This is a genomic window from Pectobacterium versatile, assembly GCF_003932035.1.
Lineage (GTDB): Bacteria > Pseudomonadota > Gammaproteobacteria > Enterobacterales > Enterobacteriaceae > Pectobacterium > Pectobacterium versatile.
Window position 1 is genome coordinate 3,230,796 of the sequence record NZ_CP034276.1, and the last position, 22,751, is coordinate 3,253,546.

Sequence of the window (22,751 nt, forward strand, 5' to 3'; positions counted from 1 at the left end):
TATTATTTATTTATCATTTTTTCGACCTGCTAAGATGCATAGGTTCTAACAAAATAAGAAACGTATTTCCTAATTCACCCTAAATAATTCGAGTTTCAGGCAGGCGGCAAGCGAAGGTGTCCCGATGAGCTTACTCAAGTAAGTGATTCGGGTGACTGAACGTAGCCAACGCACATGCAACTTGAAGTATGACGGGTATACGCACTTTTCAGGGGCGCTATATTTATGTCGTATCAGTGGGATTTTTCCGCCATCTGGCCTTACCACCAGCTGCTGCTGGAGGGGCTATGGGGAACGATAAAGATCGGTGCGACCAGCATCCTGATCGGTATGGTGGCAGGCATGGTTCTCGCCGCGATGAAAATGTCGCCTCGGCGGCTGTTGCGCCTGCCCGCCGCAATGTTGATTGGTTTTTATCGTAATACGCCCGCACTGGTGCATTTTTTCTGGATTTACTATGCCCTGCCCGTCATTACGCCGTTAACGTTTTCGCCTTTCACCGCCGCCGTGATCGCGCTGTCCGCACAGTCCGGTGCCTTTTATGCCGAAGTTTACCGTGGCGCGATCTCCTCTATTCACACGGGGCAATGGGAAGGGGCCAAAGCGCTGGGCATGTCGAAATCAACGGCACTGCGTCGGGTTATTCTCCCACAGGCGTTACGCCGGATGATCCCGCCCTTTATTGAGCGCTCGTTTGAACTCATCAAATCCACGTCGCTGGCGTCATCACTGGCCTACAGCGAACTGCTTTATCAGGCGATGCAGATCAACAGCCAAACCTACCGACCGCTGGAAGTCTACAGTCTGGTGGCAGTGATGTATTTCACCCTGCTGCTGCTGATTAGCCTGTTCAGTCAACATATTGAGAAACGGCTGTCACTGGCAGACCGTCGACTCGCGTAAGGAACAGCATGCATTATCAATGGGATTTCTCGCTGGTCTGGCACAACATTCCCGTGCTGCTGAAAGGCCTTGGCGTCACGCTCGAACTCTGGCTGCTGGCCGGCGTGCTGGGAACCGCACTGGGTCTGGTTCTCGGTCTGTTTCGCGTGTTTGGCAAGCGCTGGCTGTCATTGCCTGCCAGATGCTTTGTCGAAATCTTCCGTAATACGCCAGTGCTGATCCAACTGATCTGGTTCTATTACGCCTTTCCGGTTCTGGTTGGTTTGCAGTTCAGTACGTTCGGCGCCGCCGCACTGGCACTGACGCTCTATAGCGCGGCGTACTGTACGGAGATTTTCCGTGCCGGACTGCAATCCATCGACCACGGGCAGTGGGAAGGCGCGAAAGCGCTAGGGATGCGTCACTCGGTCATTTTACGGCGTGTGGTTCTGCCTCAGGTACTGCGCAACATGCTGCCCGCCTTAACCAACCGGATGATCGAGCTGGCTAAAGTCACCTCGCTGGCCTCGATACTGGCCGTCAACGAACTGATGTACCAAGGGCGACTACTGAGCAGCACCTATTATCGTCCGCTGGAAATTCTGACGGTGGTGGCGCTGCTCTATTTCGTTTTGATCTGGCCGGGGAGCTACCTTGCCGCACGACTTGAACGTCGTTTCCGTTCCACCCCCTAGCCTGACAGCGACACAGGATTGCTATGAGTGAAGATAAAGTTCTGCGTGAAGATATAGACCTGAATGAGGATGTCGTTCTGCGCATTCGCGGACTCCAGAAGCGCTTCGGTGCCGTTGAGGTATTGAAAGGTATCGATCTGGATGTGCGACGCGGTGAAAAAATTGCCATCATCGGCGGCAGCGGCTCGGGGAAAAGTACGCTGCTGCGCTGCCTGAATTTCATGGAGATCCCCAGCGTTGGCACCATCGAACTGGATGGTGTGGTTCTGGGGAAAACGGATGCCAAAGGCCAGCGTGATTACCCGGAAAAGCAGCTTTGCGCCGTGCGGGAACGCGTAGGGATGGTGTTTCAGCAATTCAATCTGTTTCCCCACCTGACCGTGCTGGAGAATGTGCGTGAAGCACTGCTGTCGGTAAAGAAAATGCCACGGCATGAAGCGGATATCATCGCCAAAGCACAGTTGGAAAAAGTCGGGCTTGGCAATAAGCAAGAGGCTCGCCCCGCCAGCCTGTCCGGCGGGCAGCAGCAGCGCGTGGCGATTGCCCGTGCGTTGGCGATGTCGCCGGAGATTATGCTGTTCGATGAACCCACATCATCACTGGATCCAGAACTGGTGGGCGAAGTGTTGCACACAATCCGCGCGCTCGCGGAGGAAGGTCGCACGCTGCTGCTGGTCACGCATGAACTGGGATTTGCCTATCACTTCGCCGACCGCGTCATCTTTATCGAGAATGGCGTGATCCATGAAATGGGCAGCGCCGAACAGGTGCTCAAAAACCCGCAGCAACCTCGTACGCAAGCCTTCCTTGCTCGCTTTGCCGAGCGCTCCTTTTAGCTCATCATTCACATTCAGGAACAGCACGATGCAACCCACATTATCCAGCCAGAGCAGTCAGGCCTATTTGCAAGATCCACGTAACAACGACGTACAGGTGTATGTAAATGGGGAATTTGTTCATCGCGATAACGCAGTGGTGTCGATCTTTGATTCCGGCTACGTGTGCGGTGACGGCGTATGGGAAGGATTGCGTTTGGTTAACGGCCGCCTGATTGCGCTGGAGGCGCATCTCGATCGCCTGTTTGAGGGTGCCGCCACGATCCAGTTAGATATCGGCCATAGCCGTGAAGCGCTGACCGATATTCTCTACAAGACATTAGCCGTCAATGGCATGACAGATGGCGCACATATCCGCCTGATGATTACCCGTGGGAAAAAGCATACGCCGAATCAGGATCCCCGTTTCATCATCGGCGGCGCAACCATCGTGTGCGTGGCGGAGTACAAGGTCGTCGATACCGCAGCGAAAAAGCGCGGACTGACGCTGTTTACCTCTACCTACCGCACCAGCACGCCAGACGTCTTCGATCTGCGGCTGAATTCACACAGTCGCCTCAATCTTATTCAGGCACTGCTACAGGCGTTGCAAGCCGGTGCCGATGAGGCGCTGATGCTGGATCCGCACGGTTTTGTCGCCAGTTGCAACTCCACCAACTTTTTTATCGTCCGCCGCGGTGAACTGTGGACATCATCAGGACGTTACTGCTTCAACGGCATTACCCGCCAGACCCTTATCAACCTTGCAGAGGCCAACGGGCTCAAGGTCAAGGCTCAGGATTTTACGCTGGCAGAAGCTCTCACCGCCGATGAGGCCTTCGTCACCGGCACGCTGGCGGGCATCACCCCGGTAAAAGCGCTGGATGGCCGCCCGTTTAACCCCGAACACCGCCCAGTTACCGAACAACTCAGCCGCTGGTATGAGGCGTATTTACATGCGCAGTGATTGAGGTGCATCGTCGTGAAACAACGCATTTCCCAGAAGCCCCCAGAACCTCACTATACCGGTGTTCTGCCAGCTGAATACCTTTGACGTAAACGTGAGTGACCACCGCGGCGATTTAATATCGCTAAGTTCAACAACGAATTGATTCAACGAAATATTAACCGTTAGAAACATTTCATGTAACCTAAGCGCCACTTTTTCAAAAGAGCAGGTCAGGGAATGAAAGCCGTAAAGTTACTGTTTGGCATCCTACTACTGAATATGGTCATAGGGGTCAGCACGGCTATCGCCGCCCCGGACGACACCCCACACCCTTTTTACGCGGGTAAAACGCTGGCGCATCCGATTATTTCGGGCGCACGCGACAGCAGCGCCCTTCTGGTTTTCATTCAGGAAAACCAGGTGGTCAAAGGCTATTATTGCTTCTGTAGCGAAGAGGATCACAGTGTCGATCATCTTCCCCACCTGCTCGGTACCTTCCCCGATTCCACCATCGAATCCGTATTTTATGCAGACGTGGACCAATCTGGGCAAATCACGCTGGTGTTGAGTAAAAGCCACGGCAAGTTCGCCCTGCGCAGTTGGCGTTATATTGAAGACGGCAGCTATATTCCGGTGCTAAGTTTACAGCCGGTTCTGGACACGCTGGTTCGCGAGAATAAGGATCTCAATTCAACGCTGGTGAAACGCGCCCTCGGCAAGCTTCCACCTTATGACTACAGCGCGCAGTACCCTAAGTTCGATAATCACGATTTCGATAACATCGACTTTACTCAGGGCAACGTTGTCGGCTGGTATCTTGACGATGGCACACCTTCTCATGCTGCGAAACAGCCAGCAGACAACGTCTACGCTTATAAAAAAACCTTTGCGGAAAAAGACGGTTTATTTCTCACCGTAACTTTCCGTCGCGTGGAAGACAGCGCAACCCCCGGATTTCGCGCGACAGCCATCAGTTGGCAAGCTGACCCGGCTAAATTCAGCGGCAGCGAGAATGGGCCTTATGTCTATTACTCGGCGCAATATGGCTTAGTAAAAGGGTTTTTCCTACATGGCGTTCCTGACGGAAAATGGACCACCGTCGGCGAGAACTTCGGCAGTTCAGGTAGCTATATAGCGGGACAACAGCAAGGCCAGTGGACCATCAGCGATGGACAAGAAACGGCAACGGGGTTGATGAAAGACGATGAACGTCAAGGCCGCTGGGAGGTCACCGACGGCATGGATGGCAATACACCAGAGCTGGGTGGCTTCGATACTTACCTCAATGGCCAGCGTCATGGCCCAAGCGAGCGCCGTCTGGCGGGTGTGCTGCGCTCGAAAGGCGATTATGTTGATGACCAGCCTGAAGGCATGTGGATCACCGAAAACGGCGAGGGTCCGTTTGTGAAAGGCGTGGCTAATGGTATGTGGAAACTAAAGACGGCTGACGGCGAGATCCAGCAGGTTGAACTGATCGCTGGCGTAAAGCAGGGAGAACTCCGCTGGAGTGATGAGAAAGGCCGTCTGACGCAAACCATTAATTATAAAGATAATCTTCCCCACGGTTTGTACCAGAAGTTCAACGCTACCGGAAAAATGGTTTATCAGGCTGACTATGTCATGGGCAAACTGGAGGGCCGTGAAATCGAATATTATGACGATGGCACCACTGTGCGCGCCGATCGCGGCTACCGCAATGGCGAACTCGACGGCCTGAATATCTATAATTTCCCCGACGGAAAACCGAAGTCCATATCAACCCTTGACCACGGTTATGAAGTCGGACTGATGCAGGAATTTACCGCCACTGGCGTCAAAATTACCGAGCGCAATTACTGCCCTCTGTCGATAAGCGGTCGCGGCTACTGCGGTAAACAGCAAACCTTCAACCCTGACGGCACGCCCCTCACCGAAGCCGATTATCTGTTCAACCGCCAGCAAACCAATAATACCTGGTATGCGAACGGTCAGCGTCAGGATGAAACGCGTATCGGCACCGATGACAGCTACACCCAAATCAGCTATTACCCTAACGGCCAGATGCAATGCATTAGTCGCGCGCAGGGTTTCAAACCGTTGGTGGTCGATGGCAAAGAGTACAAAGATTATCAGGGCGCGCTGCGCCAAGGCGAAAGTGCCTGTTATTACCCCGATGGCAAAGTCAAAAGCAGCGGAGTCTGGAAAGACGGCAGGCTTACAACAAGCTGTGAAACACGTTTCGATGAAAACGGAAAACAGACCGCCCCCGGCCCTAAAGGCTGCGTGATTCCGAAATGGGAGTATGAACGCTGATATCCCACACAGGAGAAACGCTCAGTAATCGATGATTCTGCACGGGTGCGGGTGATTCATATCCTTTCGAAAGTGGCACAGCATTGAGTGAGGTTACATGAAGGCAAGTGCTTTCCATGACTCACTCACTGGGATAACGATAAGTCCCAACGTCTGCTCGGGGAGATTGAGTCGCCGGAGTTTATAGGTCGTTCAGCGGCATTATTCAGCGACGCCTCAGATTTAAGATCTCGTTTGGGATTATCTGCTTCTGCCTGCAACAACCCCATCGGCAGTTATGAGCGAGGAGCAGACGTTATACAATCCGTACACACTAAGATCTTAAGAGGTGGATGGAACCACTAGTTTGGGTACACACAGCCAAATTTCTCATTTTATTTGGATCAGAAAATCCTTTTGACAAATACCACGTAACCCATGAAATGATAATATCGGCAACGTATTTTGCATGATGTAATATCCCTCAGCCGTCAGAAACATACGACGATGATGTCTGAAACCAGGCGTTCTCGTGAGAATGTGAGTACCGAATGTTGTGCTTTCTAATCTTTCAAAACTTAATGTAAACTACCAACTAATTGGTAGTTATTTTTTTCCTGAGGATTCACTGAATGGCTAAAACTGCACTTGCCCTGAAAGTATCTCTGGCCATGTTAGCTTTCGCGGCAAACTCTGTTCTTTGTCGTCTGGCACTCAAAGGGGGACATATTGATCCCTTTTCCTTCAGCAGCTTACGCTTGCTCAGCGGTGCGCTGGTCCTGCTGCCATTCCTGTTTCTTCACACCAAAAGCTCCCTATCCGTATGGCGTCCGTTAAGCGGGTTCTATCTGATGGTCTATGCGGTTTTCTTTTCAGTCGCCTACATCCATCTTGATACGGGTGCCGGGGCGCTGTTACTTTTTGGTGCAGTACAGCTTGCGATGGTGATATACGGATTATTTAAGGGAGAGTCACTGTCAGTATTGCGAGCAAGCGGTCTTATGCTCGCATTAGCGGGCATTGCCATACTTTTGTTACCTGGAGCTAAAGCGCCCCCCATTTTTAGTGCGGTTCTGATGATCGTGGCCGGGTTAGCCTGGGCTGCATATTCGATAACGGGGAGGAAGACACAAAACGCGGGTGCAGCCACGGCAGCAAACTTTGTTATGGCCGTTCCAATGGCGCTCATTCTTTCAGTACTGTCTATAAAAGAGGGTCACTACGATGCCGCGGGCATTAGTCTGTCATTGCTATCAGGAGCAGTCGCATCAGCCGGAGCCTACGTGCTGTGGTACACCCTCTTACCCTCCCTCGCCTCGATTACGGCAAGCACAATCCAGCTCAGCGTCCCTTGCCTGACCATGCTGGGAGGGGTCGTATTTCTCGGTGAATCGTTGACTTCCAGAATGGTATTTTCAGCCCTCGCCGTACTGGTTGGGATAGTGATGGTGACTCAGGAAAAGAAACCGACAGTCTGACCCTCAACGGTTGGCGGAAGTAGCGGTCTGGCGGATATTGTGATTTTCCGATGCGATAGTCAGGCGCGGGGGATCCAGCGTCAGGTCTGCAAAAAAATGCCGCCCGGTAAGGGGCGGCTCATTTGAACGTGCTTTGATTAGCGTCTGACGGCCATGATGCCGGCATCGACGTCCCAGATAGCCCCGGTGACCCATGATGCTTTATCAGACAGCAGGAACAGCATGGTATTGGCTACATCTTCCGCTGTCCCGACGCGCCCCAACGGATGGAAGTCGTTCAGAGACTTCATCGCATCGGCGATGTCGGCTTTATCCATGAACCCTTCATAAATTGGCGTATGCACGATTCCCGGTGACACGGCATTCACACGAATCCCGGCACTGGCCAGCTCTATCGCCAGATTACGCGTCAGGGCATGCAGACTCGCTTTTGCCATGGAATAGGCAGAAGACGGTGAGTCACCCAGCGCAGCCTGTGCGCCAATCGACCCGACGTTGACAATAGATCCTTCCAGCTTCGCCGCCAGCATGTTCTTTACGACGTCCTGCGTTATGAAGAACGTGGCGCGGTTAAGCGAAAGATACATGTCGTAATCGGCAAAGCTGTGCTCGGTGAAATCTTTGGGAATGAAAATCCCGGCAGCATTGACCATCAGGCTGATATCGCGGTGGTTGGTGTTGATTTCCTGACGAATGGTTTCCATGCCCTCTTCGGTCATCAGGTTTGCCGCAATAACCGCAACCGGGCCCAGTGGCCTCAGCTCTTTTTGCACGGCTTCCGCTTTGTCTTTTTTATTGCCGGTCAGAACAACACTACCGCCTGCTTCGAGCACCATGCGCGCGACAGCCAGTCCCATGCCACTGGTGCCGCCGACGACGAGTAGTTTTTTACCTTTAAAAAATTCACTCATTTTCATACTCCTCGATTTACAGGTAAGAAGTTGACGGCACGGTCAGTGCCGACGGTTGACGGGCTAAATGCTGCAGCCTTCGGTTCCGCAGGTCTGACCCGCAGTGGCTGAAAACTTAGTTTGCTGCTCATCCCATACCTGACGCAGGGCGTTCAAAAAGTTATCTGCGCTCTGAGCACCGCTGATAGCGTATTTTTCGTTCATCACAAAGACCGGGACACCGCTGACGCCGATGGAGCGTGCATGAGCTTCATCTCCGGCAACGGAAGCACGGAAATCGTCGTTTTCAAGAGCGGCTTCAGCGTCGATTTTTGCCATGCCCGCTTCAACGGCCAGTGCAACCAGTTCATTACGGTCGAAGAGAGAGCGACCCTCGGTGATACTGCCGCGGTAAAAGCGTTCTTCGACGGCATCCGCTATTCCAGCTTTACGCGCGGCAGTCAGAAGGGTGTGCGCATCTTCGGTATCACCAAACATCATGGTGTCGAAGTTGTAGGTGAGGCCTTCAGATTTACCGGCGGTCTCCACCTGATTCATCATCAGTTCTGCCGAATGCTGGCTACCCAGCTTTTTCACGATGGCCTCTCTGAAAGGCATTGTTGGGGTACCGCTAGCCAGACGGTAGCTGTGATGACGGATCACCACCTGATCGCGAAACTCAAAACTGTTCAGCCCCTGTTCAAATCGTTTTTTAGCAATCCAGCACCACGGGCAGACTAAATCTGACCAGATATCAATGGTGAGAGTAGGTTTAAGCGTTTTCATGATGACTCCTCAAGGATTGTGGGACAGACGCGTTAACTTCCCGAAGAACGGCGCCTGCACTGGATTTATTCAGCCTGCCAGACCGGATAATCGGTATAGCCTTTTTCCGGAGAACCACTGACGCCGTAGTACGTGGTACGGTCACTTTCTGCCAGCGGCCAGCCGTTTTGCATTCTTTCGACCAGATCAGGGTTGGCGATGTAAGGGACGCCAAACGCCACTAAATCCAGCTCATCGGCTTCAAGTGCCTGTTCGGCGATATCGCGAGTGAAACCACCTGCAGCGATAATGGTGCCTTTAAAAGAGTTGCGGAAACGGCGGCGGAATCCTTCCGGCAGCGGGGCTTTGGTGTACACCGGCTGATAGTAAAGGTGCACATAGGCAAGTTCGCGCTGACCGAGAGCGTCAGTGATGGCTTCCCAGGTTTCCTCTTCCCCATCATACGGCGCGAGGTCATAAATACGGCCGAAGGGAGAAAGGCGCACGGCAACGTGGCTGTTACCCACCGCGTCAGCCACGGCATCAATAGTTTCCAGCAGGAAGCGCTGACGGTTTTCCACGGAGCCGCCGTATTCATCGGTGCGGGTGTTTAATTCGCTGCTGAGGAACTGGTCAAAGATGAACCCGTTCGCCGCCATGATTTCCACGCCGTCAAAACCGGCTTCCATCGCCAGACGCGCGGAATGTACAAAGTCGGCGGTGATGCGTTTCACTTCATGGGTTTCCAGTGCGCGTGGCTGGCTTGGCACAACCGGGCCCGGCTCGCCGGATTCGGTCAGCGCAAAAACAGTAGTATTGACCGCCTGAACGGTGCCCGCTGAAACCGGTGCAATGTGGCCCGGCTGAAGAGTGGTGTGAGACATACGGCCGACGTGCCAGAGTTGGGCGAAAATACGGCCACCTTTGGCATGAACCGCTTTCGTCACCTTACGCCAGCCCTGAACGTGTGCGTCATTGTAAATGCCCGGAGTATAAAGATAGCCACGGCCTTCTTCTGAAACAGGCATACCTTCGGTGATGAGCAGACCAGCGGAAGCACGCTGTGCATAATACAAAGCCACGACCTCGTCCGGTACGTCATTCATGGTGCGGGTGCGCGTCATCGGCGCCATGATCACACGATTTTTTAATGTCATGCCAGACAGGTTGTAGGGGGTGAACAGCTTACTCATCGTGTACCTCACAAAGACAAAAATGGTTTATCCCCACAGGGGAATGACAACGTCCGGCAGACTCACCGACTGAACATCGTCGGATTGCAGTTGCGTAAACATCTGATGGCTGGCACTATACCAACCATCTAGTAGGTAGGTCAACGAAAACCATTACGATATTTGTTTAACGCAACGGCCACCTGCGTAAACGCCCGCGAACTCATTGAGGTCATCAACATGCGTAACTTAACGTCTTATAACGAAGATAATTTCCGGCAGATAGAACAGTACGAGGGGATATCAGTCGTGCGTTTTTCTGCTCCGTGGTGTCCGCCCTGCCAGGCAAGCGAAGAGATGTTCAGTCTGTTTGTAGAACGGCTCGATGATGATATCCAGACAGGAAAGGTCAATGTCGATCAGGCGCCGGTATTGACGACCAAATATGAAATATGGGGTCTACCGTCGGTACTGATATTTCATGAAGGACAACTGGTAAAACGCATACCGGGTGTGAAATCGCCTGCGGTATATGCGCAGGCAATTGCGGACATTAAAAAAGGGCAATAATGCCCTTTTAAAGAGGAAATATTTAACGCTTAACCGCGAGCCTGGCTTACTGCATCCAGGGTACGTGCTGAATAAATGACAGCCGCGCCCGCATTAAGGTTGATCGCAACGCCCAGTGCTTCGGCGATTTCCGCATCCGTTGCGCCGGCTTTCACGGCAGCGTCAGCGTGGAAGGCAATACAGCCGTCACAGCGCGTGGTAACTGCGCACGCCAGTGCAATAAGTTCGCGAACTTTAGCACCCAGAAGATCTGTTTTGTTGCCTGCATTTCCCAGAGCAACCACGCCTTTCATGGTATCCGGGGTTAGCTTGCCGAGTTCACCCAAGCGTTGCATTAAATCTGTGCGGTAATTGTTCCAGTCTAACATTTTGTCAATCTCCGGATTAACGGGTATTAAGGAGCAGCTTTATGTATTTGAGGCTGCTACTAAAAACTTCTGGCCTCGCCGTAGCACGGGCCACGACGCTTGCACCTTCGCAAAGGTTAATGATCATCAAAGCCAGGTCAGAGGGTTCACCTTGCGGCGCAATCTCACCGGCAGCAATTCCACGTGAAACAACGCTCATCAGCCACTCAATCTGCATATCGAAATAGCGCGACGTCTGGTCAGTGATGTTGCTGGGCAGATTGGCTGTCTCAGCGGACAATGCACAGCACAGCGGTAACAGTGATGCGCGATGACTCTGTGCAAAAAGGTCAACATAAGCAGCGATTCTTTGCGCTGCGGTTTTTTCTGCGGCCTCAATCTGTTCAAACACGCGTTGAGTATCCGCCAATGCCTGAATCACCACTTCTTCGCCCAGAATATCTTTGGTCGGAAAGTGGTGATGAATGCTGGCCTTGGTAATACCGACGATTTTAGACAAATCAGCATAACTGAATGCCGAATAGCCTTTTTCGCGCATCAGATGTTCGGCCTCACTGAGCAGCCTTTCCCGCGTCATGGTTGTCATAATTGCTCCATATAATCTACTAGTTGGTAGATTATATTCCTGCATTTTTGGGGTAGCAAGGTGTATCACTGACTAACTATTGTTCTGTCCTGATGGTAACGGCCATCCTGTTTTTCGTGATGGCATCGTTACGTCTTTTACATCAGATCATTTATTCACACTAAGCGTGTAATCATTTCTACAGGGTTAGCCAGCGTGTCATGGATAGGTGAAGTATTTTTCATTTCGCTGACCAGCGCTTCTAACTCCTCGCGACTTGCAGTCTTGCTCGTCAGGTGAACATCAACGCGAATGGATTTAGCACCTTTACGCACAGTGCTGTTGAGACCGAGGAAGCCATTGAGGTTGATATCGAAATTCAGATCCAACTCAATGCCGTCAAGGTCGATGCCTTTTTCAGCGGCCATCATAGTCAGGGTGGCTGTATAACAACCCGCCAGCGCCTGCATAATGTATTCGGTCGGGCTCATCCCGGTATCGGTACCCAGTAAACCTGCAGGTTCATCCCCGATATTGGAGAATTTACCCACACGGCTGTCATCAACAATACCGTTCTGAATAGTGGCGCCGGTTTCCGTGCGAACGGTTAACCCACCGTTGGAACGGGCTTTCATCTGGAAAGTCAGATTACCCAGGCCAGGCTGAGTGCGTACGGCTTCACGGGTCATGTGGATAGCATTTGCGGCTGCAGAAGGTTTAACGGTAATAGACATAATGGCTCCAGGGATTTCTTAAGGAAAGAGTGTAGTTATCGTTAGCGATAACCAATCAACTAGTAGGTAGGTTAGCGGCGTAAGCTAGACTTGTCCACTGTTTTATGAAAAAGAGTGCAGACAGCCACGACAAACACTTTATTGCACGTTGATTATGTTATTGAGCAGCCTTAACCACAAATAGCTCAATATTGTTGTACATAAATAGAAAACTCAGAAAACCCAACCCTGTTTGACTGGTTATCACGTCGATTTCAACCGACCAACTCCAGTTTATCAGCACCTCAGTTGTGCTTACTATGTCCGTTATTGGCTGTGAGTTCAACGGGTCGATGCAACGCTATCCTTAATCAAGGGGGACGTTGCCATGAAACGAAGAACTCGGATTAACTACACACCAGAACAAAAGGCGATTATCTGGGACAGATATAAGCAAGGTGATTCCCTGCATGATATCGCCAGAATGTTCGACAGATTTCATTCTTCTATCATGCCCACAATCCACCAGACAGGTGGCTACCGTCCTCCCGTACGAAAGCGGCACCGATTAGCGCTTTCGCTTGATGAAAGGGAGGAGATATCCAGAGGACTGGTAGCAAAACTCAGTATCAGGGACATCGCTGCCAAATTATCAAGAGCACCCTCAACGATTAGCCGCGAGGTCAGGAGGCACGGAGGTGCCAAACAATACCGTGCAGCAAAAGCCGATACTGCTGCGTGGGAAAATTCTCTGAGACCAAAACCTTGCAAGCTAATTGAAAGCCCCGCATTGTGTAAAATCATTGCAGAGAAGATGCATCAGGACTGGTCGCCGGAACAGATCGCCGGTTGGCTGAAGCGCTGTTATCCGGATAATCAGGAAATGCATGTGTCACACGAAACGATTTATAAAACGCTTTTTATACAAACCCGAGGGGCATTAAAAAAAGAGCTACAGCAATGCCTCAGAAGTGGAAGAGCGGTTCGTAGATCCAGAACGTCATCGCTAAAAGGAAAAGGGTTAGGATCAATCCCGGATGCGATACCAATAAGCGAAAGGCCACCTGAAGTTGCAGACAGAGCCATACCAGGTCACTGGGAAGGTGACCTGATCCAGGGCTCGAAAAACTCCTATATTGTCACCCTCGTAGAACGCCATTCCCGCTTTGTTATGCTGGCCAAAATCAGAGACAACAAGACTATAACGGTTATATCTGCACTCATCAGACAAGCCAGGGAATTACCTGTTGAACTTTATAAAACATTAACATGGGATCGTGGCGCGGAAATGACCAGCCACACTCGATTTACTGTAGCGACAGACATTCAGATTTATTTCTGTGATCCTCAATCTCCCTGGCAACGTGGCTCAAATGAAAATACGAACAGATTGCTCAGACAATATTTTCCAAAAGGAACTGACTTATCGGTTCACAGCCAGCAAAGACTTAATAGTGTTGCCACACAGCTCAACGAAAGGCCGAGAAAAACGCTAGACTATGAATCACCCGCAGAGCGGTTCAATAAGTGTGTTGCATCCATCGGTTGAACTCACAGCACGAAGCTGCCTGTCACCCATCAGACAGTTATGAGTGAGGAACAGACCTTGCAGTGGTATGTTAGACAACATGGAACCTATTTAATCTGAAACTTCAAAATGAAGTCACTTCCAGTGAAAATCAACCATTGCCTGACCTGTGGCCAGCCAATGAGCAAAACACCAGACACGCTAAATCTTGATTGTGGCGGCGATTGTTTAAGTTGTATGGCCTGGCATGGCGATCCAGACGCAATTGAGGTGGTTGAAAGACTTACTGGCGAGAAAGTTAACGTCCGCAAAATTCATATCGTTCCTGAAAGGGTTAAGGGCACTCAGCGCGAAAAGCAGAAGTGAGAACGGAAAAATGCATTCCTGGTATCAGCGAAGCTGAATGTTTCAGAATAGAACGTGGGGACTGAGTCAATTCAAGCAGGGTGAAATTTTTATTAATGAGAATCAAAACCTGAACAATGTTGTTGCAGAGGAGCAATACGGGCAGTATGGATGCTACCTGAAACAATAATAAATAAGGGATTTTAATGTTCCGAAAATCGACTCTGGTGACTTTACCTCTGCTGATGGCATCGGTATTCCTGCTGACAGGATGCCCCGCAGCACCGGATATAACACAATGGCAGCGTCCTGATACGAATATCGACGGCGTACGCGTCGCGATGGGTAAATGCGGTGTGCAACTCCCCGGCCCCGATATCCCCAAAACGGATAATGAGTCCGTTCTGTATTACCACTGCATGGAGAATATGGGGTTTACCCGTAAAGACGGATTCAAAATTTGCAGCGTTCGTGTTTACCATGATACACCAGCCTGCCGCAACCAAGAGCAGGGGCACCCCTTGAGTCAGAGCCAGCTAGAAGCACTGCCTTTTGTCGCAGACAGAGGGTTTCATCCGATTAAGTCTGATTCCGGCGTGAGCATGTTTTCCTTAATTACTTGGCGTAAAGTGGGGTCCTCTCTGCATTTTTCTCATGAAGTTGAAAACGACAAACAGGCACTGGCAGTGATGTATCAATGCGGTTATCCGCAACCTTTGGGCTCGACGCCTTACGTGCCGACGCTGCGCAAAGCCGCTAATGTTCAGCAATGCATGCTGGATAAAGGTTTCGAACCGAAAAACAAACTCAATCTAGTATGTCGCAATTATCCGCAAGTCACGGGCTGCCCAAAAACATAACGCATCCCCTGAACTTATCCCGAAGAAGTTGTATAGACACTGTCGGTATCTCCGCCAATGATTATGATGGTCTCTCAAGAGCGAGGATCGGACATAATTGATCTGCCCCAATCCAGATGAGGGTTTCTCTTAGGTTCCCAAACGCATGTGATGCCGCAAACCTTTTCTATAGTAGACATAAGCACCGAAAGAACCGCGCTATCGGTATAATCCCCGCCAAAATTCTGGGTTCTTAGGCCGCTGGCAACTAAGCGCCCTACGTCGGGCGTGGCATCAGTGCTACAGAAAAATGCCGCTGTTTATCACGCACGACACCCTATCTCTTCCTTGAAATGCGTTTTACTGCCACAACACGATTTGTTAAACCTTTCGTTGGCAGTCTATACGCCCGCACCGCTACGCCTCTGCACATCCTTACGGCCAACCAGAATATTATATTACTTAAATGCATATTCTTTGGTGATTTACTTCGTTCAGTTTCGATTTGCAGCAGATCTACTATGTGGCATCCACCATTTTCAACAGAGTGAAATGCTATGAAAAGTGCCAACGCCGTTCTCGACCTGATCGGTCATACGCCGCTGCTGGAGCTCACCCAGTTTGATACCGGCCCCTGCCGACTGTTCGTCAAACTGGAAAACCAGAACCCCGGCGGCTCGATTAAGGACCGTGTGGCGCTGTCCATGATCGAAAACGCAGAGCGTCAGGGCTGGCTAAAGCTGGGTGGCACCATCGTTGAAGCCACCGCTGGCAATACCGGACTCGGTCTGGCGCTGGTCGCCGCACTGAAGGGCTATCACCTGATTCTGGTGGTGCCGGACAAGATGAGCCGCGAGAAAATCTTTCATCTACGTGCGCTCGGTGCCGAAGTGCGGCTAACCCGCTCTGATGTCGCCAAAGGCCACCCTGATTACTATCAGGATTATGCCCGTCGTCTGGCAGAGGAAACACCTGATGCGTACTACATCGATCAGTTTAATAATCCGGCCAATCTGGAAGCGCACTACCGCACGACGGGCCCTGAACTGTGGCAGCAGATGGAAGAACAGATTGACGCTGTCGCCGTCGGTGTGGGTTCCGGCGGCACGCTGGGCGGGTTAACCCGCTACTTCGCCGAGGTGTCGCCGCAGACTGCCTTTGTGCTGGCCGACCCCGCAGGTTCGATTCTGACGGACTATCTACAGCGCGGTGAATATGGTGAGGCAGGAAGCTGGCTGGTGGAAGGGATTGGCGAAGATTTCGTGCCGGCACTAGCCGATTTCACTCAGGTTACCCACGCTTACGCGATTGATGACGCCGAGTCCTTCCACACCGCTCGGGAACTGCTGCGTAAGGAAGGCGTGCTGGCTGGCTCCTCCAGCGGCACGTTACTGGCCGCCGCCCTGCGCTACTGTCGGGCACAAACCGAGCCTAAGCGGGTCGTCACCTTCGTTTGCGACAGCGGCAATAAATACCTGTCCAAGATGTTTAACGATTACTGGATGATTGAGAAAGGACTTATCACGCGCCCGTCACACGGCGACCTGCGCGATCTCATCACCTATCGCCACGATGAAGGTGCCACGGTTTCGGTGTCACCTGACGACACGCTCAGCGTAGTACATGCCCGTATGCGGCTCTACGACATCTCCCAACTCCCCGTATTAGACAACGACCGCGTCGTCGGCGTGATCGATGAATGGGATCTGCTCAACAGTCTCAAAAACGATACCCAGCATTTTTCACTGACGGCGCGCGAGGCGATGTCCGATCAGGTCAAGACGCTGCCAAAAGAGGCGTCGCCTGACGATCTGCTGGCAATTTTTGACCGGGGATTTGTCGCCGTGATTCTCGACGGCGATCGTTTTCTCGGTTTGATCACGCGTACAGATGTCCTGAACCACTGGCGGCAGACGCTTCGCTGATACGTTGCTCACGCTTCTCTTTTCTTATCACTTAGGATGTGAACCATGCCTCAATTCGATACCCAAACCGTTCACGCGGGCTATATCCCGGACAGCACTGGCGCGGTTATGCCCGCGATTTATGCAACCTCCACATTTGCTCAGCCCGCACCCGGTGAGCATACTGGCTACGAATATTCACGCAGCGGCAACCCGACGCGTGCGGTGCTGGAGGCGGCGATTGCCGAACTGGAAGGTGGGACGCGAGGATTTGCGTTTGCCTCCGGTCTGGCCGCCAGCTCTACGTTGTTGGAACTGCTCGATCAGGGTAGCCATATTGTGGCCGTGGACGATCTCTACGGCGGCACCTGGCGTCTGTTAGAAAATGTCCGCAAACGCACAGCCGGATTACAGGTGACCTACGTTGACCCCGCCGACCTCACCGCGCTGGAACACGCCATTACGCCGCAGACAAAAATGATCTGGGTTGAAACGCCAACCAACCCACTGCTGAAACTGGCCGATCTGGCAGCCATCGCCACGCTCGCTAAAAAGCATCAGATCATCAGCGTGGCGGATAACACGTTTGCTTCACCGGCGATTCAGCGCCCGCTGGATGTGGGGTTTGATATCGTGGTGCACTCCGCAACCAAATACCTCAACGGCCATTCAGATGTGATTGCCGGGCTGGCGGTGGTCGGCAAGAACAGTGAACTGGCGTCACAGCTGGCCTATCTGCAAAATGCGATTGGCGGCGTGCTCGACCCATTCAGCAGCTTCCTGACGCTGCGCGGCATCCGCACGCTGGCGCTGCGAATTGAACGTCACAATCAAAGCGCCCTTCAACTCGCACACTGGCTGGAACTCCAGCCGCAGGTGGAGCAGGTTTACTATCCGGGGCTACCGAGTCACCCGCAGCACGGCTTGGCACAGCAGCAGATGCGCGGCTTTGGCGGCATGATCTCTGTGAGGTTGAAAGGCGATGAGGACTATGCGCGTAACGTCATTAAGCGCACGCGATTATTTACGCTGGCAGAGAGTCTGGGTGACGTGGAAAGCCTGATTAGCCAGCCCTACTCCATGACCCACGCTTCCGTGCCGTTGGAAAAAAGACGACAAAAAGGCATCACGCCACAGCTGCTGCGTTTATCCGTGGGGATTGAAAATGTGCAGGACCTGATTGATGACCTGTATCAGGCACTGAATGTGAACGCAGTGAGTTAACTGCACACAACCTAGCTGATGCAGAACACATTCCAGTGCAAGAAAGCGACAAGGTTTCGTGCGTGATAAGCAGCAGAGTTTTTCTGTGGCATTGATGCCACGCCCGACTTAGGGCGCCCAATCGCCGGCGCCCTAAGAACCCAGGCTTTTGGCGGAAATTATGCCGCTAACGCGGTTCCTTCGGCGACCATGCCCGCCTTTCGAGCCGTCAGTGACGCGTTCCTGACGCGGCACTGACTTTCGCGACGTCCTGTCGCTCACTCGGCGTTCATGTTCACCTCAGCATAATTTTTTACGCCATGCGGAGAAATACCATGAACAATACGATTTGGCTTAAGTTTGTCAGTGGTCTTAACTAACAAACACCGCCAGTCATCGTTAGCAGGGATTAATAACGCTCCAGCCAGTGGGCGTAAGGCGCTGGCAACGTCCACGAGGCGCGTTCGATGCCCAGTTCGCGGGCGGCCTGATAGCTCCAGTGTGGGTTCGCCAAATGCGCTTTACCCACCATCACCAGATCCAACTGACCCGATGCGACAGCCTGTTCAGCCAGCTCCGGCGTGCCGAAGCCCCAGGCGGAAGAGACTGGAAGATCGGCCTGCTCGCGTACCTGTTTAGCAATCGGCCCCATAAAGGCAGGTGCCCACGGCACATTCGCTGCCGGCGTAGAAAAGCCAATGCTGACGCTCAGCATATCCAGTCCTGCGGCTTTAAAGCGGCGCGTCAGTTCAATGGATTCCTGCAAGGTTTCTTCATCACGGCCGTCAAATTCAATCACGCCGAAACGGGCGGTCAGCGGCAGGTGTTGTGGCCACACATCACGAACGGCAGCCAGCGTTTCCAGCAGAAAACGGCTGCGGTTGTCAAAACTGCCGCCGTACTGATCGTTACGCTTATTGGAATGAGCGGAGAAGAAGCTCTGTGCCAGATAGCCGTGAGCAAAGTGCAGCTCCAGCCATTCAAACCCAGCTTCCAGCGCGCGGCGAGCCGCAGCGACAAAGTCATCACGAACGCGGGCGATATCTTCCAGCGTCATTTCCTGCGGTTGTTTGGACAGGTTCGCGCCGAAAGCTTCTGCGGAAGGGGCAATGGTCTGCCAACCGCGTGAATCGCCCGCGGGGATATGATCGTCACCTTCCCAGGGAATATTGGCGCTGGCTTTACGCCCGGCGTGGGCAATCTGAATTCCCGGCACGGAGCCTGCATCCTTAATAGATTTAGCAACCTTGGCAAACGCCTGCGCCTGCTCATCGTTCCAGATACCCGTGCAGTGCGGTGTGATGCGACCTTCAGGTGCAACAGCCGTCGCTTCCACGATAACCAACCCAGCACCACCGCGCGCCAGTGAGGCATAATGCACCTGATGCCACTCGTTGATCAGGCCATCATTCGCGGAATAGGTACACATCGGTGGAACAGCAATACGGTTACGTAACGTAATGTCTTTCAGCTTAAAGGGTTGAAACAGTGCGGACATAATTTCCTACCTTGTCTGGTTACTTCGATATTTCGATATTATTCGAATAATAGATTTTAGACAACCCTGACGCTATAATTCACCCATGAGACCTTTTAAGCACCCTACCCCCGATGAGTTTACCCTTGAGCGCGTCCTGTACGCCTTGAGCGATCCCCTGCGCATGGAAATCGTCCGCTGTCTGGCCGTGCAAGGAGAAGCCACATGCAGCGAGCTTGACGGGGGTCGCCCGAAATCCAGCGTGTCGCACCATTTTCGCGTCTTGCGTGACTCGGGCCTGCTGCATACCACCAACATCGGCACTACGCACATCAACCGACTACGCCGCAGCGACATGCAACAGCGCTTTCCCGGCCTGCTCGACGCCATTCTGTCTCAACCCGCCGAGTAACTTTTCGCATCAATGGCGGCCTTTCCGCCATTGCACCGCCTCCGTGATTCCAACCTCTCCGCTATTCCAGCATTGATGCTTTGCTTTGCATTTCTATGAATATAGCGACCGCCATTTTTCCATTACTCTGATGCTGATACAGGTTTTATGAGGCAGCGTGGATGGACTACTACATTGGCATTGATATCGGGACCTCAAAGGTCAAATCGGTACTATTCGATGCCGAGTTCAATGAACTGCTGATTGCGTCAGCCAACACCGTCACCTACTCTCCGCTGCCCGGCTACGCTGAGCAAGATATGTCTCATGTGTGGGACGGTGTGCTCTCTACCCTGAAAACGCTGGCTGCTTCACCGCTGCTACAACAGGGTCGCGTGCGCGCCATCGGGCTGGCCGGACAAGGTGAAGGCGTCTGGTTGAGCGATCGCCACGGGCAACCCATTCGGCAGGCCATTCTCTGGAGCGATACCCGCACAGCGGAACAGGTTCATCAGCTTAAACAGCGCCCGAATCTGGAAGCGACGCTCTTTCCGGAAACCGGTTCTCCCCTGCTCCCTTGTAACAGCGCGCAGCAGTTACGCTGGCTGACACAGCATCAACCGGATGCGCTGAACGACGCCGATTACTTCTTTTTTGCCAAAGACTGGGTTCGTTTTCGACTGACGGGACAGGCGAATCTGGAACTGACGGACGCCGGTACGTCGCTGCTGGATCTGCATAGCGAGACGCTGTCAAAAACCGTGCTGGATAAGCTCGACTTACAGGCGATTAGGCCGCTTTTTCCGCCGTTGCTTTATCCCGATGACATCGCCGGAACGCTGAGCGACGCCGTCGCCGCACAGACGGGGTTGCCCACGGGAATTCCCGTCTGTGCAGGCGCACTGGATGTGTCTGCCGCGGCACTGGGCATCGGCGCTATTCACGACGGTGACATTTTCACTATTCTCGGCACCACCTGCTGCACCGGCATTGTGTGCCGTGGCTTAACGCAGGTGAGCCTGCAAACCCGGTTTGTTGCACACGCCTGGCCGGGCCACTATCTCAACCTGTTCGCTATGCAGTCCGGCACGCCGAATATCGACTGGGCGTTGAGCACATTGGCTGACGAGGCCGATTTTCAGACGATCAACGCCCGTATTTCTCGCGTGCCACCCGGCAGCGGCGGCGTCTTCTATCAGCCTTACCTTAATGGTGAACGCGCACCGTTTTACAGCACATCGGCACGGGCGGGATTTTTTGGTATCGAACAATCCACGACCAACGCGCATTTACTGCGCGCGGTCTTTGAGGGGCTCGCCTACGCGATTACCGATTCGCTCAGCGGCTACCCTGCCCACAGCGATCTCTACATCGCTGGTGGCGGTGCGGCCTCAGCGATTTGGCTGCAAATCATCGCGGACTGCACCGGACGGCGGGTGATCGCCAGTTCGGTCAAAGAGCTCAGCGCATGCGGTGCCGCTCGCCTTGCTGCCCTGTCCGTCGGAGAAAGCGCCAACGTGGTTCCCGCCGCCAACGCGCAGGCGTCGACGTTTCTCCCCGACGCCGACGCCCATAGGCAGTATCAGACACTGTTTCCGGTTTTTCGCCAACTGCGCGACCAGCTACAGCCGCTCTGGCAGGCACGGGCTCAGGCGCTTAGAGCATTAGACCATCACAGCGCAACACACTCGCACACGGTTCCTACCTCACAGGAAAGTATTGCTTCATGAAAATCATATTTACCGCAGAATATGGCGGCAGCCTTGATGCCTTTCAGGCGCTGGGGGAGTTGGTGGTAGACGGCTGGGCTATCGGTCAGCCCAAACTGAGCGAAGCGGCGCTGATTCATCTGGCGGAGAACGCCGACGTTATCGTCACCAGCTATGACGATATTACCGCCCGCGTCATTGAGGCTTGCCCTCACCTGCGGCTCATCGCCTGTACCCGCGCCAACCCAGTAAACATCGATATCGAGGCCGCACGCCGTCGGGGAATTCCGGTCCTTTACACGCCCGGACGCAATGCCGATGCCGCAGCAGAATTAACGCTGGCGCTGATGCTGAATGCCACACGCCACATCCCTCAGGCCCATAGTGCGCTCAAACGCGGAGAGTTCACGCGCGAAACCCACAGCGCGACACAGACGCAGGCCGGATTACGTCAGGATGTGGTGTGGGACGTAGACAAGCACAGCCCGTATGAAGTGTTCAAAGGCGGCGAACTGCGTAATAAGACGCTCGGCATCATCGGCTATGGCAGTATCGGTCATCGAGTCGGGAAACTGGCGCGCGCCTTCGGTATGCAACTGCTAATTGCGGATCCGTATGTTGCCGCCGAAGAGATCGACGAACCGGGCATTCGCAAAACCACGCTGGACGAGCTTTTTTCTCAGTCCGATTTCGTCAGCCTGCACCTGAACAGCACGCCGCAAACCAAAGGGCTGGTCAACCTCGACAGGCTCAGAACCATGCGCCCCAATGCCTATCTGATCAACACCTCGCGTGCCGCCGTCGTTGTCGAAGCCGATCTGATCACGGCACTACGCGAAAAGTGGCTGGCAGGTGCCGCACTTGACGTTTATGACAGCGAACCGCTCTGGCGTCATCACCCGTTTATTACCGAATTTGATAACGTAGTACTCACGCCGCACATTGCCGGTGCAACACGCGAAACGCTGGTGAAACACACCGCGATGATCGCCGCCGACCTACAGCGATTCATTCGCGGCGAACCGCTGCTTTACGAATGGAAATAGACTCAACACTGATCTTTACTCTAAATAATTCGAGTTGCAGGACAAAACGTTAGCGTTTTGAACAACGCAAGGCGTTGACCCATAGGGCGAGGCTCATTTATGCGCCTCGTAACGCGGCAAGAGAAGGAGTCCCGATGAGCTTACTCAAGTAAGTGATTCGGGTGACTGAATGCAGC

Annotated in this window: 22 protein-coding genes; 15 read left to right on the forward strand and 7 right to left on the reverse strand. The window is 53.0% G+C overall.

Annotated elements, in window-relative coordinates; all coding sequences use genetic code 11:
• Positions 1–225: 225 nt before the first annotated feature.
• From EIP93_RS14650 to EIP93_RS14675, 6 genes are all read left to right on the forward strand, one after another.
• Positions 226–903, forward strand: a complete 678-nt coding sequence (locus EIP93_RS14650; RefSeq protein ID WP_039360114.1) for an amino acid ABC transporter permease — start codon at positions 226–228, stop codon at positions 901–903.
• A gap of 8 nt (positions 904–911) precedes the next feature.
• Positions 912–1,577, forward strand: a complete 666-nt coding sequence (locus EIP93_RS14655; RefSeq protein WP_010298963.1) for an amino acid ABC transporter permease — start codon at positions 912–914, stop codon at positions 1,575–1,577.
• Positions 1,578–1,600: 23 nt separating this feature from the next.
• Positions 1,601–2,413, forward strand: coding sequence for an amino acid ABC transporter ATP-binding protein (locus tag EIP93_RS14660; protein ID WP_125232908.1), 813 nt, complete (start codon positions 1,601–1,603; stop codon positions 2,411–2,413).
• 28 nt (positions 2,414–2,441) lie between these two features.
• Positions 2,442–3,359 (forward strand): aminotransferase class IV, encoded by a 918-nt coding sequence (locus EIP93_RS14665; RefSeq protein WP_125232909.1) that lies wholly within the window; start codon positions 2,442–2,444, stop codon positions 3,357–3,359.
• Between the two features lie 219 nt (positions 3,360–3,578).
• Positions 3,579–5,633: a toxin-antitoxin system YwqK family antitoxin gene (locus EIP93_RS14670; RefSeq protein ID WP_125232910.1), complete on the forward strand. Its 2,055-nt coding sequence runs from the start codon at positions 3,579–3,581 to the stop codon at positions 5,631–5,633.
• 611 nt (positions 5,634–6,244) lie between these two features.
• Positions 6,245–7,090, forward strand: a complete 846-nt coding sequence (locus EIP93_RS14675) for a DMT family transporter (RefSeq protein WP_116362004.1) — start codon at positions 6,245–6,247, stop codon at positions 7,088–7,090.
• A gap of 137 nt (positions 7,091–7,227) precedes the next feature.
• Here the strand turns inward: EIP93_RS14675 and EIP93_RS14680 are convergent, their stop codons facing one another.
• The 3 genes from EIP93_RS14680 to EIP93_RS14690 all read right to left on the reverse strand — a co-directional run bounded on the left by EIP93_RS14680 (position 7,228) and on the right by EIP93_RS14690 (position 9,938).
• Positions 7,228–8,001, reverse strand: a complete 774-nt coding sequence (locus EIP93_RS14680; protein WP_125232911.1) for an SDR family NAD(P)-dependent oxidoreductase — start codon at positions 7,999–8,001, stop codon at positions 7,228–7,230.
• 63 nt (positions 8,002–8,064) lie between these two features.
• Entirely contained in the window at positions 8,065–8,766 is a 702-nt protein-coding gene (locus tag EIP93_RS14685) for a DsbA family oxidoreductase (protein ID WP_116362002.1), read from the reverse strand.
• Between the two features lie 65 nt (positions 8,767–8,831).
• Positions 8,832–9,938, reverse strand: coding sequence for an alkene reductase (locus EIP93_RS14690; RefSeq protein WP_116362001.1), 1,107 nt, complete (start codon positions 9,936–9,938; stop codon positions 8,832–8,834).
• A 219-nt stretch (positions 9,939–10,157) separates the two neighbouring features.
• Here EIP93_RS14690 and EIP93_RS14695 point away from each other — a divergent pair, with 219 nt between their 5' ends.
• Positions 10,158–10,487: a thioredoxin family protein gene (locus tag EIP93_RS14695; protein ID WP_016246487.1), complete on the forward strand. Its 330-nt coding sequence runs from the start codon at positions 10,158–10,160 to the stop codon at positions 10,485–10,487.
• A 29-nt stretch (positions 10,488–10,516) separates the two neighbouring features.
• Here the strand turns inward: EIP93_RS14695 and EIP93_RS14700 are convergent, their stop codons facing one another.
• The 3 genes from EIP93_RS14700 to EIP93_RS14710 all read right to left on the reverse strand — a co-directional run bounded on the left by EIP93_RS14700 (position 10,517) and on the right by EIP93_RS14710 (position 12,154).
• The gene (locus EIP93_RS14700; RefSeq protein WP_016246488.1) at positions 10,517–10,855 is read right to left on the reverse strand and encodes a carboxymuconolactone decarboxylase family protein; all 339 of its coding nucleotides are present in this window, start codon (positions 10,853–10,855) and stop codon (positions 10,517–10,519) included.
• 16 nt (positions 10,856–10,871) lie between these two features.
• Positions 10,872–11,441 carry a TetR/AcrR family transcriptional regulator gene (locus EIP93_RS14705; protein ID WP_116362000.1) on the reverse strand — a complete coding sequence of 190 codons (570 nt, stop codon included), beginning with the start codon at positions 11,439–11,441 and terminating at the stop codon, positions 10,872–10,874.
• Between the two features lie 155 nt (positions 11,442–11,596).
• Positions 11,597–12,154 carry an OsmC family protein gene (locus EIP93_RS14710; protein WP_116361999.1) on the reverse strand — a complete coding sequence of 186 codons (558 nt, stop codon included), beginning with the start codon at positions 12,152–12,154 and terminating at the stop codon, positions 11,597–11,599.
• A 367-nt stretch (positions 12,155–12,521) separates the two neighbouring features.
• On the opposite strand from EIP93_RS14710, the gene EIP93_RS14715 reads away from it, so the two are divergent.
• The 5 genes from EIP93_RS14715 to EIP93_RS14735 all read left to right on the forward strand — a co-directional run bounded on the left by EIP93_RS14715 (position 12,522) and on the right by EIP93_RS14735 (position 17,973).
• The gene (locus EIP93_RS14715; RefSeq protein WP_103972504.1) at positions 12,522–13,682 is read left to right on the forward strand and encodes an IS30 family transposase; all 1,161 of its coding nucleotides are present in this window, start codon (positions 12,522–12,524) and stop codon (positions 13,680–13,682) included.
• A gap of 108 nt (positions 13,683–13,790) precedes the next feature.
• Positions 13,791–14,027 carry a hypothetical protein gene (locus EIP93_RS14720; RefSeq protein WP_103862132.1) on the forward strand — a complete coding sequence of 79 codons (237 nt, stop codon included), beginning with the start codon at positions 13,791–13,793 and terminating at the stop codon, positions 14,025–14,027.
• 185 nt (positions 14,028–14,212) lie between these two features.
• Positions 14,213–14,866: a hypothetical protein gene (locus tag EIP93_RS14725; RefSeq protein ID WP_103862133.1), complete on the forward strand. Its 654-nt coding sequence runs from the start codon at positions 14,213–14,215 to the stop codon at positions 14,864–14,866.
• Positions 14,867–15,402: 536 nt separating this feature from the next.
• On the forward strand, positions 15,403–16,770 hold the full coding sequence (locus EIP93_RS14730; RefSeq protein ID WP_125232912.1) for a pyridoxal-phosphate dependent enzyme: 1,368 nt from the start codon (positions 15,403–15,405) through the stop codon (positions 16,768–16,770).
• A gap of 45 nt (positions 16,771–16,815) precedes the next feature.
• Complete coding sequence (locus EIP93_RS14735; RefSeq protein WP_125232913.1) at positions 16,816–17,973, forward strand: trans-sulfuration enzyme family protein; 1,158 nt, start codon at positions 16,816–16,818, stop codon at positions 17,971–17,973.
• 388 nt (positions 17,974–18,361) lie between these two features.
• Here the strand turns inward: EIP93_RS14735 and EIP93_RS14740 are convergent, their stop codons facing one another.
• Positions 18,362–19,450, reverse strand: a complete 1,089-nt coding sequence (locus tag EIP93_RS14740; protein ID WP_039506133.1) for an NADH:flavin oxidoreductase/NADH oxidase — start codon at positions 19,448–19,450, stop codon at positions 18,362–18,364.
• A gap of 85 nt (positions 19,451–19,535) precedes the next feature.
• On the opposite strand from EIP93_RS14740, the gene EIP93_RS14745 reads away from it, so the two are divergent.
• From EIP93_RS14745 to EIP93_RS14755, 3 genes are all read left to right on the forward strand, one after another.
• On the forward strand, positions 19,536–19,841 hold the full coding sequence (locus tag EIP93_RS14745; RefSeq protein ID WP_029368079.1) for an ArsR/SmtB family transcription factor: 306 nt from the start codon (positions 19,536–19,538) through the stop codon (positions 19,839–19,841).
• A gap of 161 nt (positions 19,842–20,002) precedes the next feature.
• Positions 20,003–21,550: an FGGY-family carbohydrate kinase gene (locus EIP93_RS14750; RefSeq protein ID WP_125232914.1), complete on the forward strand. Its 1,548-nt coding sequence runs from the start codon at positions 20,003–20,005 to the stop codon at positions 21,548–21,550.
• A complete protein-coding gene (locus EIP93_RS14755; protein ID WP_125232915.1) occupies positions 21,547–22,575 on the forward strand; it encodes a 2-hydroxyacid dehydrogenase in 1,029 nt (342 codons plus the stop codon). Before EIP93_RS14750 ends, EIP93_RS14755 begins: the two co-directional genes overlap by 4 nt.
• Positions 22,576–22,751 lie beyond the last annotated feature (176 nt).

Coding starts and splice junctions, on each gene's coding strand:
- EIP93_RS14650 (WP_039360114.1), top strand. CDS start 226: ATGTCGTATCAGTGGGATTTTTCCGCCATCTGGCCTTACCACCAGCTG.
- EIP93_RS14655 (WP_010298963.1), top strand. CDS start 912: ATGCATTATCAATGGGATTTCTCGCTGGTCTGGCACAACATTCCCGTG.
- EIP93_RS14660 (WP_125232908.1), top strand. CDS start 1,601: ATGAGTGAAGATAAAGTTCTGCGTGAAGATATAGACCTGAATGAGGAT.
- EIP93_RS14665 (WP_125232909.1), top strand. CDS start 2,442: ATGCAACCCACATTATCCAGCCAGAGCAGTCAGGCCTATTTGCAAGAT.
- EIP93_RS14670 (WP_125232910.1), top strand. CDS start 3,579: ATGAAAGCCGTAAAGTTACTGTTTGGCATCCTACTACTGAATATGGTC.
- EIP93_RS14675 (WP_116362004.1), top strand. CDS start 6,245: ATGGCTAAAACTGCACTTGCCCTGAAAGTATCTCTGGCCATGTTAGCT.
- EIP93_RS14680 (WP_125232911.1), bottom strand. CDS start 8,001: ATGAGTGAATTTTTTAAAGGTAAAAAACTACTCGTCGTCGGCGGCACC.
- EIP93_RS14685 (WP_116362002.1), bottom strand. CDS start 8,766: ATGAAAACGCTTAAACCTACTCTCACCATTGATATCTGGTCAGATTTA.
- EIP93_RS14690 (WP_116362001.1), bottom strand. CDS start 9,938: ATGAGTAAGCTGTTCACCCCCTACAACCTGTCTGGCATGACATTAAAA.
- EIP93_RS14695 (WP_016246487.1), top strand. CDS start 10,158: ATGCGTAACTTAACGTCTTATAACGAAGATAATTTCCGGCAGATAGAA.
- EIP93_RS14700 (WP_016246488.1), bottom strand. CDS start 10,855: ATGTTAGACTGGAACAATTACCGCACAGATTTAATGCAACGCTTGGGT.
- EIP93_RS14705 (WP_116362000.1), bottom strand. CDS start 11,441: ATGACAACCATGACGCGGGAAAGGCTGCTCAGTGAGGCCGAACATCTG.
- EIP93_RS14710 (WP_116361999.1), bottom strand. CDS start 12,154: ATGTCTATTACCGTTAAACCTTCTGCAGCCGCAAATGCTATCCACATG.
- EIP93_RS14715 (WP_103972504.1), top strand. CDS start 12,522: ATGAAACGAAGAACTCGGATTAACTACACACCAGAACAAAAGGCGATT.
- EIP93_RS14720 (WP_103862132.1), top strand. CDS start 13,791: ATGAAGTCACTTCCAGTGAAAATCAACCATTGCCTGACCTGTGGCCAG.
- EIP93_RS14725 (WP_103862133.1), top strand. CDS start 14,213: ATGTTCCGAAAATCGACTCTGGTGACTTTACCTCTGCTGATGGCATCG.
- EIP93_RS14730 (WP_125232912.1), top strand. CDS start 15,403: ATGAAAAGTGCCAACGCCGTTCTCGACCTGATCGGTCATACGCCGCTG.
- EIP93_RS14735 (WP_125232913.1), top strand. CDS start 16,816: ATGCCTCAATTCGATACCCAAACCGTTCACGCGGGCTATATCCCGGAC.
- EIP93_RS14740 (WP_039506133.1), bottom strand. CDS start 19,450: ATGTCCGCACTGTTTCAACCCTTTAAGCTGAAAGACATTACGTTACGT.
- EIP93_RS14745 (WP_029368079.1), top strand. CDS start 19,536: ATGAGACCTTTTAAGCACCCTACCCCCGATGAGTTTACCCTTGAGCGC.
- EIP93_RS14750 (WP_125232914.1), top strand. CDS start 20,003: ATGGACTACTACATTGGCATTGATATCGGGACCTCAAAGGTCAAATCG.
- EIP93_RS14755 (WP_125232915.1), top strand. CDS start 21,547: ATGAAAATCATATTTACCGCAGAATATGGCGGCAGCCTTGATGCCTTT.